This window comes from Chitinimonas sp. (assembly GCF_036568685.1).
Taxonomy (GTDB): Bacteria; Pseudomonadota; Gammaproteobacteria; order Burkholderiales; family Chitinimonadaceae; genus Chitinimonas.
Map to the genome: position 1 here is coordinate 1 of NZ_DATCSC010000113.1, position 15,023 is coordinate 15,023.

At 66.2% G+C, this 15,023-nt stretch carries 15 protein-coding genes and 1 riboswitch; of the genes, 10 read left to right on the top strand and 5 right to left on the bottom strand.

Features of this window, described 5'->3' with window-relative positions; genetic code table 11:
• Positions 1–1,761: phosphomethylpyrimidine synthase ThiC (gene thiC / locus VIM95_RS15825; protein WP_331987607.1), on the bottom strand; the 1,761-nt coding region annotated here is incomplete at its 3' end.
• A 40-nt stretch (positions 1,762–1,801) separates the two neighbouring features.
• Positions 1,802–1,909, bottom strand: a riboswitch (TPP riboswitch).
• A gap of 128 nt (positions 1,910–2,037) precedes the next feature.
• Here thiC and VIM95_RS15830 point away from each other — a divergent pair.
• On the top strand, positions 2,038–2,688 hold the full coding sequence (locus tag VIM95_RS15830; RefSeq protein ID WP_331987609.1) for a protein-L-isoaspartate O-methyltransferase: 651 nt from the start codon (positions 2,038–2,040) through the stop codon (positions 2,686–2,688).
• Between the two features lie 75 nt (positions 2,689–2,763).
• On the opposite strand, the gene VIM95_RS15835 is transcribed toward VIM95_RS15830, so the two are convergent.
• The 4 genes from VIM95_RS15835 to VIM95_RS15850 all read right to left on the bottom strand — a co-directional run bounded on the left by VIM95_RS15835 (position 2,764) and on the right by VIM95_RS15850 (position 5,801).
• On the bottom strand, positions 2,764–3,588 hold the full coding sequence (locus VIM95_RS15835) for a crotonase/enoyl-CoA hydratase family protein (RefSeq protein WP_331987611.1): 825 nt from the start codon (positions 3,586–3,588) through the stop codon (positions 2,764–2,766).
• Between the two features lie 32 nt (positions 3,589–3,620).
• On the bottom strand, positions 3,621–4,118 hold the full coding sequence (locus VIM95_RS15840) for a DUF4442 domain-containing protein (protein WP_331987613.1): 498 nt from the start codon (positions 4,116–4,118) through the stop codon (positions 3,621–3,623).
• Positions 4,119–4,185: 67 nt separating this feature from the next.
• The gene (locus tag VIM95_RS15845) at positions 4,186–4,749 is read right to left on the bottom strand and encodes a TetR/AcrR family transcriptional regulator (protein WP_331987615.1); all 564 of its coding nucleotides are present in this window, start codon (positions 4,747–4,749) and stop codon (positions 4,186–4,188) included.
• A gap of 131 nt (positions 4,750–4,880) precedes the next feature.
• On the bottom strand, positions 4,881–5,801 hold the full coding sequence (locus VIM95_RS15850) for a LysR family transcriptional regulator (protein WP_331987619.1): 921 nt from the start codon (positions 5,799–5,801) through the stop codon (positions 4,881–4,883).
• Positions 5,802–5,909: 108 nt separating this feature from the next.
• On the opposite strand from VIM95_RS15850, the gene VIM95_RS15855 reads away from it, so the two are divergent.
• From VIM95_RS15855 to VIM95_RS15895, 9 genes are all read left to right on the top strand, one after another.
• Entirely contained in the window at positions 5,910–7,100 is a 1,191-nt protein-coding gene (locus tag VIM95_RS15855) for a hypothetical protein (protein ID WP_331987621.1), read from the top strand.
• 116 nt (positions 7,101–7,216) lie between these two features.
• Entirely contained in the window at positions 7,217–8,428 is a 1,212-nt protein-coding gene (locus tag VIM95_RS15860; RefSeq protein ID WP_331987623.1) for a glycosyltransferase family 1 protein, read from the top strand.
• 19 nt (positions 8,429–8,447) lie between these two features.
• A complete protein-coding gene (locus tag VIM95_RS15865; RefSeq protein WP_331987625.1) occupies positions 8,448–8,975 on the top strand; it encodes a phosphatase PAP2 family protein in 528 nt (175 codons plus the stop codon).
• 77 nt (positions 8,976–9,052) lie between these two features.
• Entirely contained in the window at positions 9,053–9,469 is a 417-nt protein-coding gene (locus tag VIM95_RS15870) for a CoA-binding protein (protein ID WP_331987628.1), read from the top strand.
• 22 nt (positions 9,470–9,491) lie between these two features.
• Positions 9,492–10,325, top strand: a complete 834-nt coding sequence (dapF, locus tag VIM95_RS15875) for a diaminopimelate epimerase (RefSeq protein ID WP_331987631.1) — start codon at positions 9,492–9,494, stop codon at positions 10,323–10,325.
• Positions 10,326–10,400: 75 nt separating this feature from the next.
• Positions 10,401–11,051 (top strand): DUF484 family protein, encoded by a 651-nt coding sequence (locus VIM95_RS15880; RefSeq protein ID WP_331987633.1) that lies wholly within the window; start codon positions 10,401–10,403, stop codon positions 11,049–11,051.
• A gap of 7 nt (positions 11,052–11,058) precedes the next feature.
• Positions 11,059–11,952, top strand: a complete 894-nt coding sequence (locus VIM95_RS15885) for a tyrosine recombinase XerC (RefSeq protein WP_331987634.1) — start codon at positions 11,059–11,061, stop codon at positions 11,950–11,952.
• Positions 11,939–14,374 (top strand): PAS domain-containing sensor histidine kinase, encoded by a 2,436-nt coding sequence (locus VIM95_RS15890; RefSeq protein WP_331987635.1) that lies wholly within the window; start codon positions 11,939–11,941, stop codon positions 14,372–14,374. Before VIM95_RS15885 ends, VIM95_RS15890 begins: the two co-directional genes overlap by 14 nt.
• Positions 14,364–14,969 (top strand): response regulator transcription factor, encoded by a 606-nt coding sequence (locus VIM95_RS15895; RefSeq protein ID WP_331987637.1) that lies wholly within the window; start codon positions 14,364–14,366, stop codon positions 14,967–14,969. Before VIM95_RS15890 ends, VIM95_RS15895 begins: the two co-directional genes overlap by 11 nt.
• The last annotated feature ends 54 nt before the right edge of the window (positions 14,970–15,023 follow it).

Below are 15,023 nucleotides of genomic sequence, written 5' to 3' on the forward strand. Positions count from 1 at the left end.
CATGCTGCAGAAGTGGGCCACCTTGGCGCCCTCCGCCGGGAGGGTCTCGTCGTGGAACTCGCGGGCGGTCTCCGGGTCCAGGGAGAGGTTGAACTGGTCCTCCCAGCGGAAATCGAAGCGCGCCTTCGAAAGCGCGTCGTCCCGCTCCTGGGCGCCGGGGTGGCCCTTGGCCAGGTCCGCGGCGTGGGCGGCGATCTTGTAGGCGATGACGCCGTCCTTCACGTCCTTCTTGTCGGGCAGGCCGAGATGCTCCTTGGGAGTGACATAGCAGAGCATCGCCGTTCCGTACCAGCCGATCTGGGCGGCGCCGATGGCCGAGGTGATGTGGTCGTAGCCCGGGGCGATGTCGGTGGTCAACGGGCCCAGGGTGTAGAAGGGGGCTTCGTCGCACCAGTCGAGCTGCAGGTCCATGTTTTCCTTGATCAGTTGCATGGGCACATGGCCCGGGCCTTCGATCATGGTCTGCACGTCGTGCTTCCAGGCGATCTGGGTCAGTTCACCCAGGGTCTTGAGTTCGCCCAGCTGGGCGTCGTCGTTGGCGTCCCAGCCGCTGCCGGGGCGCAGGCCATCGCCCAGGCTGAAGGAGACGTCGTAGGCCTTCATGATTTCGCAGATTTCCTCGAAGTGGGTGTAGAGGAAATTCTCCTTGTGGTGGGCCAGGCACCACTTGGCCATGATGGAGCCGCCGCGCGAGACGATGCCGGTCATGCGCTTGGCGGTCATGGGCACGTAGCGCAGCAGCACGCCGGCGTGAATGGTGAAGTAGTCCACGCCCTGCTCGGCCTGTTCGATCAGGGTGTCGCGGAACATCTCCCAGGTCAGTTCCTCAGCCTTGCCGTCGACCTTTTCCAGCGCCTGGTAGATGGGCACGGTACCGATGGGGACCGGGCTGTTGCGCAGGATCCACTCGCGGGTCTCGTGGATATGCTTGCCGGTGCTAAGGTCCATGATGGTGTCGGCACCCCAGCGGGTACCCCAGGTCATCTTCTCGACTTCTTCCTCGATGCTGGAGGTGACTGCCGAGTTGCCGATATTGCCGTTGATCTTCACCAGGAAGTTGCGGCCGATGATCATCGGCTCGCTTTCGGGGTGGTTGATATTGGCCGGGATGATGGCGCGGCCGCGCGCCACTTCCTGGCGCACGAATTCAGGCGTGATGTCCTGCGGGATGGCGGCGCCGAAGCTCTGGCCCGGATGCTGGCGGGTCAGGAGGTCGACCATGCGGTCGGCCAGCTTACCACCGGCCTGGCGCAGCGATTCGATGTACTCCTTGCGCTTGAGGTCTTCGCGCAGGGCGATGAACTCCATCTCGGGGGTGATGATGCCGCGGCGGGCATAGTGCATCTGGGTGACGTTGGCGCCTGCCTTGGCGCGCAGCGGCTTGCGGGTCAGCTCGAAGCGCAGGCTGTCGAGCGAGTGGTCGGCTTCACGGCCACGGCCGTACTCGCTGGAGAGGCCGCTGAGCTGTTCGGTGTCATTGCGCTCGGCGATCCAGCCGGCGCGCAGGGGGCTCAGCCCTTTGCGTACGTCGATGCGTACCGCCGGATCGGTGTAGGGACCGCTGGTGTCGTAGACGTAGATGGCCGGGTTCTGTTCGCCGCCGAAGCTGGTGGGCGTATCGGTCTGGCTGATCTTGCGCATGGGCACGCGGATGTCGGGCCTGCTACCCTCGACGTAGACCTTCTCGGAACTGGGGAAGGGCTGGACCGAGGCGTCGTCCACGTGGGCAGTTTGCGAAAGTATCTTTTGCGGCGCGTTCATGCTTTTTCCTTGAACGGCGCAGGGGCGGGGTACGGGTAGAGACAGCCGTGCGACGCTTCCCTACGCCGGTGTTAACCGGATCAGGTGCTGAGGGTTTTTCTCATCCCCCGCGGCCGGGTGGCAGCGGGCGGAACCCCTAGCGTCTGGTTCGCCGCGTAAGCGCGACGAGCCGAAGTGCTGTGAAGCTAAGGCAAGTATGAAATAATTACAAGGATTTGATTCGATTGCCGACGCCGCCCACCAGAGCGGCGATTTCGTCTGGAAAGGAAGTCCCCCATGGATTGGGAAAACGCCCGTTTCAATATGGTTGAGCAGCAGATTCGTCCCTGGGACGTGCTGGACCTGACCGTGCTCGGCCTCTTGTCCGAGGTCAAGCGCGAGGAATTCGTCCCCGCCGCCCGTCGCGAACTCGCTCTCGTTGACATGGAGATCCCGCTGACCGCCAAGGCCAGCATGTGGACCCCGAAGATGGAAGCCCGTGTCGTGCAGGAAGTGGCCCTGAAGGGCACCGAGCGCGTGCTGGAGATCGGTACCGGTTCGGGCTACCTGGCTGCCCTCCTGAGCAAGCTCAGCAAGCATGTGTACAGCGTGGAGATCGACGCTGCACTGGCCCAGAGCGCCGGTGAGAACCTGAGCCGCGCCGGTATCGACAATGTGACCGTCGAAGTAGGCGATGCAGTACGTGGTTGGAGCAAGTACGCGCCTTACGACGTGATCGTGGCGACCGGCTCCTACCTGACCACCCCGGACTTCCTGTTCGAGCAGTTGGCCGAAGGCGGCCGCCTGTTCGCCATCATCGGCGAAGACCCGGTGATGAGCGCCACCCTGTTCGTGAAGCAGGGCGGCTCGGTGGTGGCCACCAAGCTGTTCGAGACCGTGGTACCGGCGCTGGTGAATGCACCCCAACCTGCGCGTTTTGCCTTCTAAGGGCTAAACGTCCAGATAAAAAGCCCGGCCTAGGCCGGGCTTTTTGTTTGCCATCGTCAGCGAACCGACGAACGGTCAGTCGCGGTAGCTCGGTGCCTGGCCGGTGATGTGGGCCATGGCGGCGGCTTCCAGGTCCTTGGACAGCAGCATGGCGGCGTTCCAGCTGGCGACGTAGCGCAGGCCTTCGGCCACGGTATGGTCACGGGCGTAGTTGAGGTTCTCCTTCACTCCGCGCACAGTCAGCGGCGGCTTGGCGGCAATCTGCGCGGCCACCTTCGCCACTTCTTGCAGCAGGCTGTCACGGTCCGCCAGGCATTGGCTGACCAGGCCACGCTGGGCGGCCTCGGCGCCGGCTACCTTGCGGGCGGTGAAGGCCAGCTCGCGGGTGTAGCCATCACCGACGATCTTGGGCAGACGCTGCAGCACGCCGACGTCGGCGACGATGCCGAGGTCGATCTCCTTGAGGCAGAAGCGGGCGTCCTCGCTGCAGTAGCGCAGGTCACAGGCGGCAATCAGGTCGAGGCCAGCGCCGACGCAGCTGCCGTGCACCGCGGCGATGACCGGCTTGCGGCACAGTTCGATGGCGCTGAGGCTGTCCTGCAGCTCGACGATAAGCTGGCGCAGCTTCTCGGCCTGACGGCCCTGGCAGTCATCCTGGATGCGGGCTTGCACACCCATCAGCATATTGAGGTCGATACCGCCGCAGAAATGTGCGCCGTTGCCGCTGATGATGCCTACCCGGGCGCTGGGCTCGCGGTCCAGCCAGCGCATGACCTCGCCCAGCTCCCGCCACATGGCATCGTCCACCGCATTGGCGCGGTCGGGGCGGTTCAGCCGGATATGGGCGACATGCTGCTCGAGCGTGACGGCGAGCGTGGTAAAGCTGGGAAGACTGCTCATGGAGGCTCCTGGCGTGACGTGAGGGTGGCCGATCAGTTGCGCTTCTTGGGAATCCAGGCCCAGACCATCTCGCAGACGATGGGCTCGTTGCCGGCTTCGTCGGTGACGGTGACCGGCACGATGACGTCGCCCTTCTCCAGGGTGCGCACATTGGCGATCTGCTCGGCGGTCAGCGCGGCAACGGCCTTCATATCGCCCTGCGAGCGCTTTTTGTATTCGACCTTCATGGACTTGAGCAGGGGCAGTTTGTCGTCCGGCAGGTTCATGCCGACGGCAAAGCCGGTGGCGGTCTCGGCCAACAGTGCCATGGCGGCGGCGTGTACGCCCTTGATATGGTTCTGGTTCTTGCTGACGTTGCGGATATGGCAGATCACCCGCTCGGTGCTGATCTCTTCGAAGTCGATGCCGGCGGTGCCGGCGAACTTCACATAGCTGCCCAGCGCCTTGGAGCGCGCCCAGCGGCGCAGCGGGCCGGGGACCTTCTCGAACTTGGCCACGATGCGGCTGAAGGCATTGCTGAATTTTTCCATGTCTCTTCCCATCTTCTATCTGCTTGGGCCGGCGAAGATCGCCGCCCCTGGTTAATCGTTGCCGCCGCTAGCGGGCGCCCAGGTCCAGCCGCAGCTGCTTCTTGATCGCATCGAGCCAGCGCGGCTCGAAGCGGGCTATCTGCAGACCACCCTGCAAGGTGGCAAGCAGGGTGGCGGCCTTGTCCTCGCAGCTGCCGGCAAAGCGGAAGTGGCCGCTGGCGACACCGGCGCGCAGGACCTCGGCACACCATTCATACAGCTCGCGCATAAAGCCACGCGCTTCTTCCCGTACCGGCTCGGGCAGGGTGGCCCATTCGGCCGCCAGCATGCCGGTGGGGCACAACCGCTCGCTGTCGGCGTAGTCCATGGTCAACAGCTCCAGATACCACTCCAGCCTGAGCCAGGGATCGGAGGTGGTAGCCGCGTGCTCGGCCACCGTACGCAGAAAGCGACGGCGGAAGCGCGCCACCAGGGCCACGCCGAGGTCGGCCTTGCCCGGGTAGTGGTAGTGGATGGCCGCGTTGCGCACCCCAAGCGGCTCGGCCAGGTGCTGGTAGCTGAAGCCGTTGAAGCCCCGCTCCAGCCAGAGGGCCTCCGCGAGGTCGAGGATGCGTTTGGCGGTATCGTTCATGCGGCCCTCACTTTAACCAAGCAAGTGCTTGAAAGGCAAACATTGCAGCACCGCCCTCCGCCGGACGGCAGTGGATTTCATCTCTCAGCTCCAGCTTATGCCAAGCGAGAGGTAGCGAGGCGCAAGCTACTTCACAACAAGGTAATACCAGGAAGGCTGGCAGCACAGGTCGCTCGTACCGTATCGACGAAGTCCTCTACATAGGCCAGCTCGGCGCGGGCGCGCGGTACGGCGGCGTAGAGCTCGCCATAGAGATGGTTGGCGGTGATGGGCAGGGCGGTGACATAGCGCCGCTCCAGATAAGGCACTACCGCCCAGGCCGGCAGGGCGGCCACGCCACGGCGGCTGGCCACGAGCTGAAGGATGGCCACGGTCAGCTCGCTGCTGCGGCGGCGCGGCTGGATGCCAGCCGGGCGCAGCACCTGGCGGATCACGTCCAGCATATCGTCCGGGATGGGGTAGCTGATCAGGGTCTCATCGGCAAAGTCGGCCGCCTCCAGCCGCGCCTGGCCGGCCAACGCGTGGTCATTGGCCACGAGGCCGATGATCTCGTAGCGGAACAAGGGGAAGTAGCGCATGGGCTCAGAAGGGTCGCGCTCGGAGACGATGGCGAGGTCGGCCTCGTCCTGGTGGATCAGGCCGATGGGGTCGGCGTGAAAGCCCGAGACGATGTCGAGCTCGACCTCGGGCCAGCGTGGGCGGAACTCGTCCATGGCCGGCATCAGCCAGTCAAAGCAGGTATGGCACTCCACCGCCACCCGGAGGCTACCGGCGGCGCCGTCGCGGATGCGGGCGATATCGCGGCAGGCATCGGCGGCGCGGGGCAATACCTCCTGCGCCAAGGCATGCAGCCTCTGCCCGGCCGGGGTGAGCTTGAGCGGTTGCGATTTGCGCTCGAACAGACTGAGGCCGAAGTGGTCCTCCAGCTGCTTGAGCTGATGCGAGAGCGCCGATTGGGTGAGGTTGAGACGCTCGGCAGCCTTGGCCACGCCACCGGTCTCGACGAGGGCAATCAGGGTGCGGAGGTGGCGGAATTCCAGCAAGGAGTTCATGAGCAAGATCGATGAAGAACCAGAAAATTATGCGTTTTGATCATAGACATCCGGCGCGCATCATGCAAAGCGTTCATTCATCTACCGTTATAAGTAACAGGAACGCTCATGTTGACCACCCACCTGCTTGGCTTTCCCTGCCTGGGCAGCCAGCGCGAACTGGACCGTGCCGTCGCGCAATACCGGCGAGCCGAGCTCGATGAGGCCGGCCTGATGGCGGTGGGACGCGAGCTGCGCTTGCGCCACTGGCAATGGCAGCACGCCGCCGGGCTGCGCTTTGTCTCGGTGGGCGACTTCTCCTACGGCGACCTGGTGCTCGACACCGCGGTGTTGCTGGGCGCGCTGCCGGCGCGTTTCGGCTTCGCCACCCAGGCACTGAGCCGGGCCCAGTATCTTGAGCTGGTCCACGGCAACGCCAGCCTGCCGGGGTGCGAAGCACGGCGCTGGTTCGATACCGACCACCGCTACCTCCAGCCGGAATTCGACATGGCCAGCCGCTTTGACGGTGGGCCGGCATGGCTGCTGGACGAATTGCGCGAGGCCAGGCTGGCCGGCTTTACTCCCAAGGTGCAGCTGCTGGGTCCCCTGAGCCTGCTCAAGCTGGCGCGGGTCGCGGAGGTGGACGCGCTGGCCCTGTTGCCACGATTGGTGCCGGCCTATGTGCGCCTGCTCAAGCAACTGCTGGCGGAGGGCAGCGAATGGGTACAGCTCGACGAGCCCATACTGGGCCAGCAACTCGATGCAACCTGGCTGGCGGCCTTTGCGCCGGTCTACCGTGAGTTGGCCGAGGCCCACCCGCATATCCTGTTGGCCAGCTACTTTGCTGAGGTGGGCAAGCACGCCGGCTTGCTGCGCAGCCTGCCGGTGGCCGGCCTGCATATCGACCTGGTGAGCGCCCCCCAGCAGCTGGCGGTGTTTGCCGATTGGCCGCAGGGCAAGGTGCTGTCGGTCGGGGTGATCGATGGCCGCCAAGTCTGGAAGGCCGACCTCGATGCCGTACTCGACCGCCTGACGCCGCTGCACAGCCGGCTGGGCGAGGCACTCTGGCTGGCACCGAGCTGCTCGCTGCGGCATGTGCCGCCGGACCTGAGCCAGGCAGGGCTGGCGCCGCAGATCCAGGCCGGGCTGAGCTTTGCCCGCCAGAAGCTGGCCGAGCTCAGCACCCTGGCGCGCGCCCTGTGCCTGGGCCGCAGCGTGTGTTTTCAGGCGCTGGAAGCCAACCGGGCGGCGCTGAGCCAGTTCCGTGCCCAAGCCGACCGGAATGTCGCCGAACTGATCCATGCGGCTGCCAGTCGCTAGGGACGCAACACTTGCCCTACCAGTCCAGGCAGCTGTAGCGCGGCCTGCCTTAGCGTCACAAAAATTTCACGGCATGGTCACGGGGCCGACACCCAAGGCCAATAATCATGCGCGGCATGAAGCCCAAGCCCCTGCACCTTGCCATCGTCACCGAAACCTACCCGCCCGAGGTCAACGGCGTGGCCATGAGTTGTGGCCGCATGGTGGAGGGCCTGCGCAAGCGGGGCCACACCGTGGACCTGATCCGCCCCCGCCAGGCGCATGACGGTGAACCAGCCGGGCACGACCTGCTGCTGCGCGGCCTGGGCATACCCAACTACCCGGAGCTGCGTTTTGGCCTGCCGGCCACGGGCAAGCTGCTGCGCAGCTGGCGAGCACGCCGCCCCGACCTGGTGGTGGCGGTGACCGAGGGGCCGTTGGGCTGGAGCGCGCTACGCGCCGCCCGCAAGCTGGGCCTGCCGGCGATCTCGGAATTCCATACCAACTTCCACAGCTACAGCCAGCACTACGGCATGGCCTGGCTGCAACGCCCCCTGCGCGGCTATCTGCGCAGCTTCCATAACCGCAACCTGGCTACCTTGGTACCCAGCGAGGACGTGCGCGCCAGCCTGGAGGGCCAGGGCTTTGGCCATCTGGAGGTGGTGGCGCGAGGGGTGGACACCACGCTTTACGACCCGGCCAAGCGCGACGCCGAGCTGCGTGCCGGCTGGCATGCCGGACCCGATACCCTGGTGGTGGCCTATGTGGGCCGCATGGCGGCGGAGAAGAACCTGCCCCTGGTACAACGCGCCTACCAGACCATGCGGCAGATCCGCCCCGACAGCCGCATGGTGTGGGTGGGCGACGGGCCGGAGCGGGCCGACCTGCAGGCCGCGCATCCGGAGCAGTACTTTGCCGGCATGCAGCGCGGCGAGGCCCTGGCCCGGCACTATGCCTCGGCCGATGTATTCCTGTTTGGCAGCACCACCGAGACCTACGGCAATGTGACCATCGAGGCCATGGCCAGCGGCCTGGGGGTGGTGGCCTACGACTACGCTGCCGCCCGCGCCCACGTGCGGCACAACCATAACGGTCTGTTGGCGGCCTTCGACGACGACGACGACTTTGTGGAACAGGCCTGCTACGCGGCGCGCTACCCCAATGTGATGCGCGAACTCGGCTCGGTGGCCCGGTTGACCGCCGAACATCTGGGCTGGGAGAGCATCGTGCAGCGTTTTGAGGAGGTGGCCTACCGTGCAGTAGGCCACGCCGACCCGGCGGATGGCGACCCTGCGGCAGGCTCCCCTGCCGACGGCAAGCTGACCCCCGCTGCCGCCACGCTGCCCTGACCCGACGGAGAGAGCCACCATGCGCATCCCGCTGAACCGAGCAGACTGGCTGGCCCTCGATCAACGCTGGACGGCACGCTGCAACCGCGCCAGCCGGCACGCCTTGTGGCGCGGCTTCTTTGCCGCCATCAGCCGGCTGGGCAACGGCGTGTTCTGGTATGGCCTGATGGCGGCGCTGCTGCTACTACACGGCCGCGCAGCCCTGCCGGCGGTGGTGCGCATGCTGCTGGTGGGTACGGTGGGGCTGGTGGTCTACAAATGGCTCAAGCGCATGACCTCGCGGCCACGCCCCTTCATGCGCTCGGACGCGATCTTCCGTGCCTACGAGACGCTGGACGAATACAGCTTCCCATCCGGCCACACCCTGCACGCAGTCAGCCTGAGCATGGTGGCGCTGGCCTACTTCCCGGCCCTGGCCGGCCTCTTGATTCCCTTCACCCTGCTGGTCGCCCTATCGCGGCCGGTACTGGGCCTGCACTACCCCAGCGACGTGCTGGCTGGAGCCGTCATAGGTGGCAGTCTGGCCTGGCTGTCTTTGCTGCTCTAGCCTGGTCCGCATCTCTCCTATCGCCCGATATGACGGGCCGGTATGCCTACGGGCGCCGTCGTGGCATCATCCGATGCATGTTCCAGAATCCTTCCGACGCCACCTTGCGCCAATTGCTGCGGCAGAGCCGCCGGCTGGCCGTGGTCGGCCTCTCTCCCAAGCAGGACAGGCCGAGCTTCCGTGTTTCCCGCCAGATGCAGAACTGGGGTTTCGAGATCGTGCCGGTCAGGCCTATGGTCGAATCCGTCCTTGGCCAGCCGGCCTACGCGCGACTGGAAGACGTACCCGGCCCGGTGGGCATCGTCAACGTGTTCCGCAATGCCAGCGAACTGATGCCGGTGGTGGACAGCGCCATCGCCATTAGGGCACCGGCGATCTGGATACAGCAGGGCATCGTCAACGAGGCCGCGGCCGAGAAGGCGCAGGCGGCGGGCCTTGTGGTGGTGATGGACCGCTGCATCATGGTCGAATATGCCCGCCTGGGCGTGAGCTGAGCCCTTACCGAACGATACCGACATGAAACTACGCTTTACCAAGATGCAGGGCCTGGGCAACGACTTCGTGATGCTCGACGGCGTAAGCCAGGCGCTGGCGCTGACCCCGGAACAGCTGCGCAAGCTCGGCGACCGCCACTTTGGCGTGGGTTGCGACCAAGTGCTGCTGGTGGAGAACCCGCACGACCCGGCGGCCGACTTCCGTTACCGCATCTTCAACGGCGGCGATGGCGGCGAGGTGGAGCAGTGCGGCAATGGTGCGCGCTGCTTTGTGCGCTTTGTGCACGAGCGCGGCTTGACCCGCAAGCGGGCGATCAAGGTCGAGACCGCACGTGGCCTGATCCAGCCTCAGCTGGAAGAAAACGGCCTCGTGACCGTGGACATGGGCGCACCGCGCTTTGTACCGGCCGAAATTCCGTTCGAGGCCACCGAAGACGTGGTGATCCATGCCCTGGACGTGGCCGGCAAGCAAACCGAGATTACCGTGGTGAACATGGGCAACCCGCACGCGGTGCAGGTGGTGGCCGATGTGGCCAGCGCCCCGGTGGGCGTGGATGGCCCGCTGATCGAAAACCACCCGCGCTTCCCGCAACGGGTGAACGCCGGCTTTATGCAGATTGTGAACCGTGGCGAGATCCGCCTGCGGGTGTACGAGCGTGAGGCCGGCGAGACGCTGGCCTGCGGTACCGGTGCTTGCGCCGCAGTGGTGGCCGGCATACGCCGTGGCCTCTTGGGCGACAGCGTGCTGGTGCATACCCGCGGCGGTGACCTGACCATACGCTGGGCCGGCCCTGGCCAGCCGGTGCTGATGACCGGCCCGGCGGTGACCGTGTTCGAAGGCGAGATCGAGATCTAGAGACGGTGCCCGGCCGGGCACCTTGTACTTATACCGCGCCCCGCCACCGGCGGAGCGCCCATAGCGAGGGCTATCATGCAGAGCACCGACGTTGCCAACTGGCTGCAAGCCAATCCCAAGTTCTTCGAAGAGTACGCCGACCTGGTGGCGGAGATCTTTATCCCCCACCCGCATGGCGGCCGGGCCATCCCCATCGCCGAACGGCAGATCCTGACCCTGCGCGAGAAGAACAAGCTGATCGAGAACAAGCTCGGTGAGCTGTTGCAGTTTGGCGAGGAGAACGACCAGATCGGCGACAAGGTGCACAAGCTCTCCCTGGGCCTGTTGCAAGCGCGCGACCTGGCCGGCGTGCTGGGTACCCTGCACTACCATCTGCAGGAGAACTTCCATATCCCGCACCTGGCGGTGCGGCTGTGGGGTGGCGAGGCCGACAGTACGCTGAGCGAGTTTGCGCCGGTGGGCGAGGCTGTGCTGAGCCTGGCGCAGAGCCTGGCCACGCCCTACTGCGGCCCCTATGTGACCGACGAGGTCATGGGCTGGCTGGGCGAATCGGCCCCGCGCCTCAAGTCCTTCGCCCAGGTGGCCTTGAAGACCGAGGGGGTACCCTTCGGCATCCTGGTACTGGCCAGCGAAGACCCGCAGCGCTTCTACCCGGAAATGGGCACCCTCTACCTGGCCCGTATCGGCGAGCTGGCTTCGTCCGCGCTGGGACGTTGCCTGGATTGAGCCAGCCATGAGCCCGCTGGAGCGGTTTGAGCGCTATCTGGCCGGCGAGCAGGGCCGGGCAGCGCACACCCGTGCCGCCTACCTGGCCGATGCCCAGCTGCTGCTGGACTACGCCGGCGAGACGCCGCTGACGGCGCTCACTGCCCGCGAGATCCGCAGCTATGTGCGGCAGATGAAGCTCAAGGGCCACGACCACCGCAGCATTGCCCGCCGGCTGAGCGCCTGGCGCAGCTGGTTCCGCTTGTTGATGCGCGAGGCGGGCTACGTCGTCAACCCGCTCGATGGGGTACGCGCACCACGGGCCGCGCAAAAACTGCCCCGGCCGGTGGCGGTGGACGAGGTGGCCGGCTTTCTCGAGCACCTGGATGGCGACGCCTACTTGGAGCTGCGCGACCGCGCCATGTTCGAGCTGGCCTATTCCTCCGGCCTGCGGGTGTCGGAGTTGGTCGGGGCCGAGCTCGCCAACTTCCGCGACGACGGTGCCACCCTGCTGGTACTGGGCAAGGGTGGCAAGACCCGCCAGGTGCCGGTAGGCCAGGCCGCCCGGGTAGCGCTCACGCGCTGGCAGGCTGCCCGCGCGGGCCTCGCCCAGCCTGGCGAGACGGCGCTGTTCGTGAACCGCCTCGGCCAGCGCCTGACCACCCGCGCGGTGCAACAGCGGTTGGCCGCCTGGTCGGACAAGCTGGGCCTTCCGGACCGGCTGCACCCGCACCGACTGCGACATGCCTGCGCCAGCCACTTTCTGCAGGACAGCCAGGACCTGCGCGCGACCCAGGAGCTGCTGGGCCACGCCAGCATCGCCACCACCCAGGTCTACACCCGGCTGGACTTCCGCCACCTGGCCCAGGTCTACGATAGCGCCCACCCGCGCGCCCGAGCCGAGGCGGATGAGCCGGATTAAGCCCTGGCTGCCGCGCCCCGCCGCCCTGCAGGGTGAGCCGCCGCCGCTCAGCGCCGCCATGTCCGATCAGGGAAAGCCCCAAGCGGCAGGGGACCGTACGCGACTTATCGTTGAACGGATGCGACGTGCTTTTCTCCTGCCCCGGCCGGGTCGCTGGCTGTGGGCCATGCCCAACCTCGCCCTGATCTGCTTTCTGGCGGTCGGGGTGGCTTTGCTGCTGTTCATCCGCCACAACGAGCGGCAGCGACAGCATGACAAGCTGGTAGAAGACACGCTCTGGCAGGTGCAGACCCTGCGCAGCGAGATCGCCGCCCGGCAGAACCAGCTCGACGGCCTGGCGCACGACTATGTGCGCGGCAACCTCAGCGAGGGTGCCTTCTACGAGCGAGCCGCCAATATCATGGCCGGCAGCCCCGAGGTGCTGGCGGTGGCCTACACCAATGAATACGGCGACGCGACCTGGAGCTACCCAGCCCAGGCCATGGTGCCGCTCAAGCTGCACCCGGCGGTGATCGAGCCCCTGCAGCGCTCGGCCCGCATCGGCCTGCCGGCCAGTACACCGCCGTTCGACTTCCCCGGCGCCGGCCAGGCGGTGGCTTTGGCCTTCCCGGCGGTGCAGGGTAACCGCACCCTGGGTACCTTTGTCGCCGTGGTATCGCTCAAGGGCTTGCTGCGGGTCTATGTACCCTGGTGGATCGCCAAGCGCTACCGGCTGGGCTTTGTCGATATCGAGGGCGAGACGCTGGCGGCGCGGCCCGAGCAGCCGCTGCCCGACCCCGGCCCGCTGGTCTACGATATTGCGGTCGACCCGCCCGGCTATGGCCTGAAGCTCAGGGCAGTGCTGTTCCAGACCGGCTGGCCACTGTGGCAGCACGTGCTGTATTGGGTGCTGGCCGGCCTCTCCGGGCTGATGCTGTGGTCGTTGTGGGTGCTCAAGCGCCATATGCGCGAGCGGCTCAGCGCCGAGCGGGCGCTGGTGCAGGAGATGAACCTGCGCCAGGCGCTGGAGGATTCGCTGGTATCGGGTGTGTTCGCCATCGACCAGTCCGGCCGTACCCTGCATGTGAACCGGGCCTTCTGCCGCATGGCCGGTTATTCCGCCGCGGAACTGCTGGGTGGCCTACCGCCCTTCCCCTACTGGCCGCCGGAGACGCTACCGCAGTGCGAGCAGGTGTTCGCCGCCATCCTGCGCGGTGAGTGCCCGGCCAATGGCTTCTCGCTGCGCTATATGCGCAAGAGCGGCGAGCGCTTCGATGTACGACTCTATTCCAGCCCCCTGATCGACGCCGATGGGCAGCAGACCGGCTGGGTGGCGTCGATGACCGACGTCACCGAACTCAAGCGTGAGCGGGTAGCCCTCAAGGCCTCGCACGAACGCTTTGTGGCGGTGCTGAACGGGCTGGATGCCGCCGTGGCGGTGACCGACCGGCGCAATGGCGAGCTGTTGCTCTCCAACCGGGCCTTCCACGAGGCCTTCCAGCTGCCGCCGGCCGAGGGCCCGCTGTGTGCGCTGCCGCTGCGCGACCACGACCCGGACGGCGAGTGGTACGACCCCATCCTGGGCCGCTGGTACCAGCACCACCGCCGCGAGACGCAGTGGGTAGACCATTCCAACGTCTGGCTGGATATCGCCTCCGATGTGACCGAGCGCAAGCTGGCGGCCGACCGCGAGCGGCAGCAGACCGAGAAGCTGCAGCAGACTGCGCGGCTGATCGCCATGGGCGAGATCGCCTCCAGCCTCGCGCATGAGCTGAACCAGCCCTTGGCGGCGATCTCCAGCTACAGCACCGCCTGCCGCAACCTGGTGGCCAGCGGCCAGCTGAGCCAGACGGAACTGGACGGCGCGCTGCAAAAGATTGCCGAGCAGTCGCGCCGGGCTGGCTCCATCGTGCGCGGCATCCGCGAGTTTGTGCAAAAACGCGAGCCGCAGCGTTCCGCCTGCCGGGTGGGCGATATGCTCGATACGGTGCTGTCGTTGCTGGCTGCGCCACTGAACCGCCACCATGTGCGCCTGAAGGAAAAGCGCCGGGCCGACGATATCGTGCTGTACGCCGACCGGGTGATGCTGGAGCAGGTGCTGTTCAACCTTGGCAAGAATGCCATTGAGGCCATGGCCGAAGGTGGCGAGGCGAACCGGGTGCTGACGGTGGAGACACGCGTACGCGAGGACTGGCTGGACCTGGTGGTAGCCGACCGGGGCCCCGGTATTGCGCCCGAGGACGTGGAGAAACTGTTCCTGCCTTTCTATACCACCAAGGAGGAGGGCATGGGCATGGGGCTCAATATCTGTCGTACCATTGTGGAAAATCATCAGGGCCGTCTGTCGGTGGAGGCCCGCGAAGGCGGCGGTAGCCGTTTCGTGGTCAGCCTGCCGCTTGCCACCCCCATGCCCTTGAAGGAAGCCGAAGATCATGCTGTCTGACCCTCGTATTGCCCTGGTGGACGACGATGCCGCCGTCCGCGACGCCCTGAAGTGGCTGTTTGCCTCGCGCGGCCACCAGGTGGCGCCGTTCGAATCGGCCGCCGCCCTCCTGGCCGACCGCGATGCCAGCCGCTTTGCCTGCCTGGTACTGGACCTGCGTATGCCCGGCATGGGTGGCATGGAGCTGTTCCAGACCCTGCAGAGCCGTGGCTACACCCCGCCGACGGTATTCCTGACCGGCCATGGCGATGTGCCGCAGGCGGTGGCTGCGCTCAAGCAGGGTGCGGTGGACTTTATCGAGAAGCCCTTTGACGACAATGCGCTGGTCAGCCTGGTGGAGCGCTGCCTGGGCCTGGACCAGGAGCGGCGAGCCGCCTGGGAACACAAGCGCCAGGTGGAGCGCCGGCTGGCTGAGTTGACGCCGCGCGAGCAGGAGGTCATGGCCCTGTTCCTGGAAGGCAAGCTCAACAAGCAGATCGCCGACGAGCTCGATATCAGCATGAAGACGGTGGAGGTCCATCGCGCCCGCGTGCTGGAGAAGATGGGTGTGAAGTCGGCCGTTGAGCTGGCCAACCTATTGAACCTGGCGCCCTGAACCACACGGACTTGGCCTACCGCTGCAAACGCCCGGCATGCCCGGGCGTTTGTC

Coding starts and splice junctions, on each gene's coding strand:
- VIM95_RS15830 (WP_331987609.1), top strand. CDS start 2,038: ATGGATTGGGAAAACGCCCGTTTCAATATGGTTGAGCAGCAGATTCGT.
- VIM95_RS15835 (WP_331987611.1), bottom strand. CDS start 3,588: ATGAGCAGTCTTCCCAGCTTTACCACGCTCGCCGTCACGCTCGAGCAG.
- VIM95_RS15840 (WP_331987613.1), bottom strand. CDS start 4,118: ATGGAAAAATTCAGCAATGCCTTCAGCCGCATCGTGGCCAAGTTCGAG.
- VIM95_RS15845 (WP_331987615.1), bottom strand. CDS start 4,749: ATGAACGATACCGCCAAACGCATCCTCGACCTCGCGGAGGCCCTCTGG.
- VIM95_RS15850 (WP_331987619.1), bottom strand. CDS start 5,801: ATGAACTCCTTGCTGGAATTCCGCCACCTCCGCACCCTGATTGCCCTC.
- VIM95_RS15855 (WP_331987621.1), top strand. CDS start 5,910: ATGTTGACCACCCACCTGCTTGGCTTTCCCTGCCTGGGCAGCCAGCGC.
- VIM95_RS15860 (WP_331987623.1), top strand. CDS start 7,217: ATGAAGCCCAAGCCCCTGCACCTTGCCATCGTCACCGAAACCTACCCG.
- VIM95_RS15865 (WP_331987625.1), top strand. CDS start 8,448: ATGCGCATCCCGCTGAACCGAGCAGACTGGCTGGCCCTCGATCAACGC.
- VIM95_RS15870 (WP_331987628.1), top strand. CDS start 9,053: ATGTTCCAGAATCCTTCCGACGCCACCTTGCGCCAATTGCTGCGGCAG.
- dapF (WP_331987631.1), top strand. CDS start 9,492: ATGAAACTACGCTTTACCAAGATGCAGGGCCTGGGCAACGACTTCGTG.
- VIM95_RS15880 (WP_331987633.1), top strand. CDS start 10,401: ATGCAGAGCACCGACGTTGCCAACTGGCTGCAAGCCAATCCCAAGTTC.
- VIM95_RS15885 (WP_331987634.1), top strand. CDS start 11,059: ATGAGCCCGCTGGAGCGGTTTGAGCGCTATCTGGCCGGCGAGCAGGGC.
- VIM95_RS15890 (WP_331987635.1), top strand. CDS start 11,939: ATGAGCCGGATTAAGCCCTGGCTGCCGCGCCCCGCCGCCCTGCAGGGT.
- VIM95_RS15895 (WP_331987637.1), top strand. CDS start 14,364: ATGCTGTCTGACCCTCGTATTGCCCTGGTGGACGACGATGCCGCCGTC.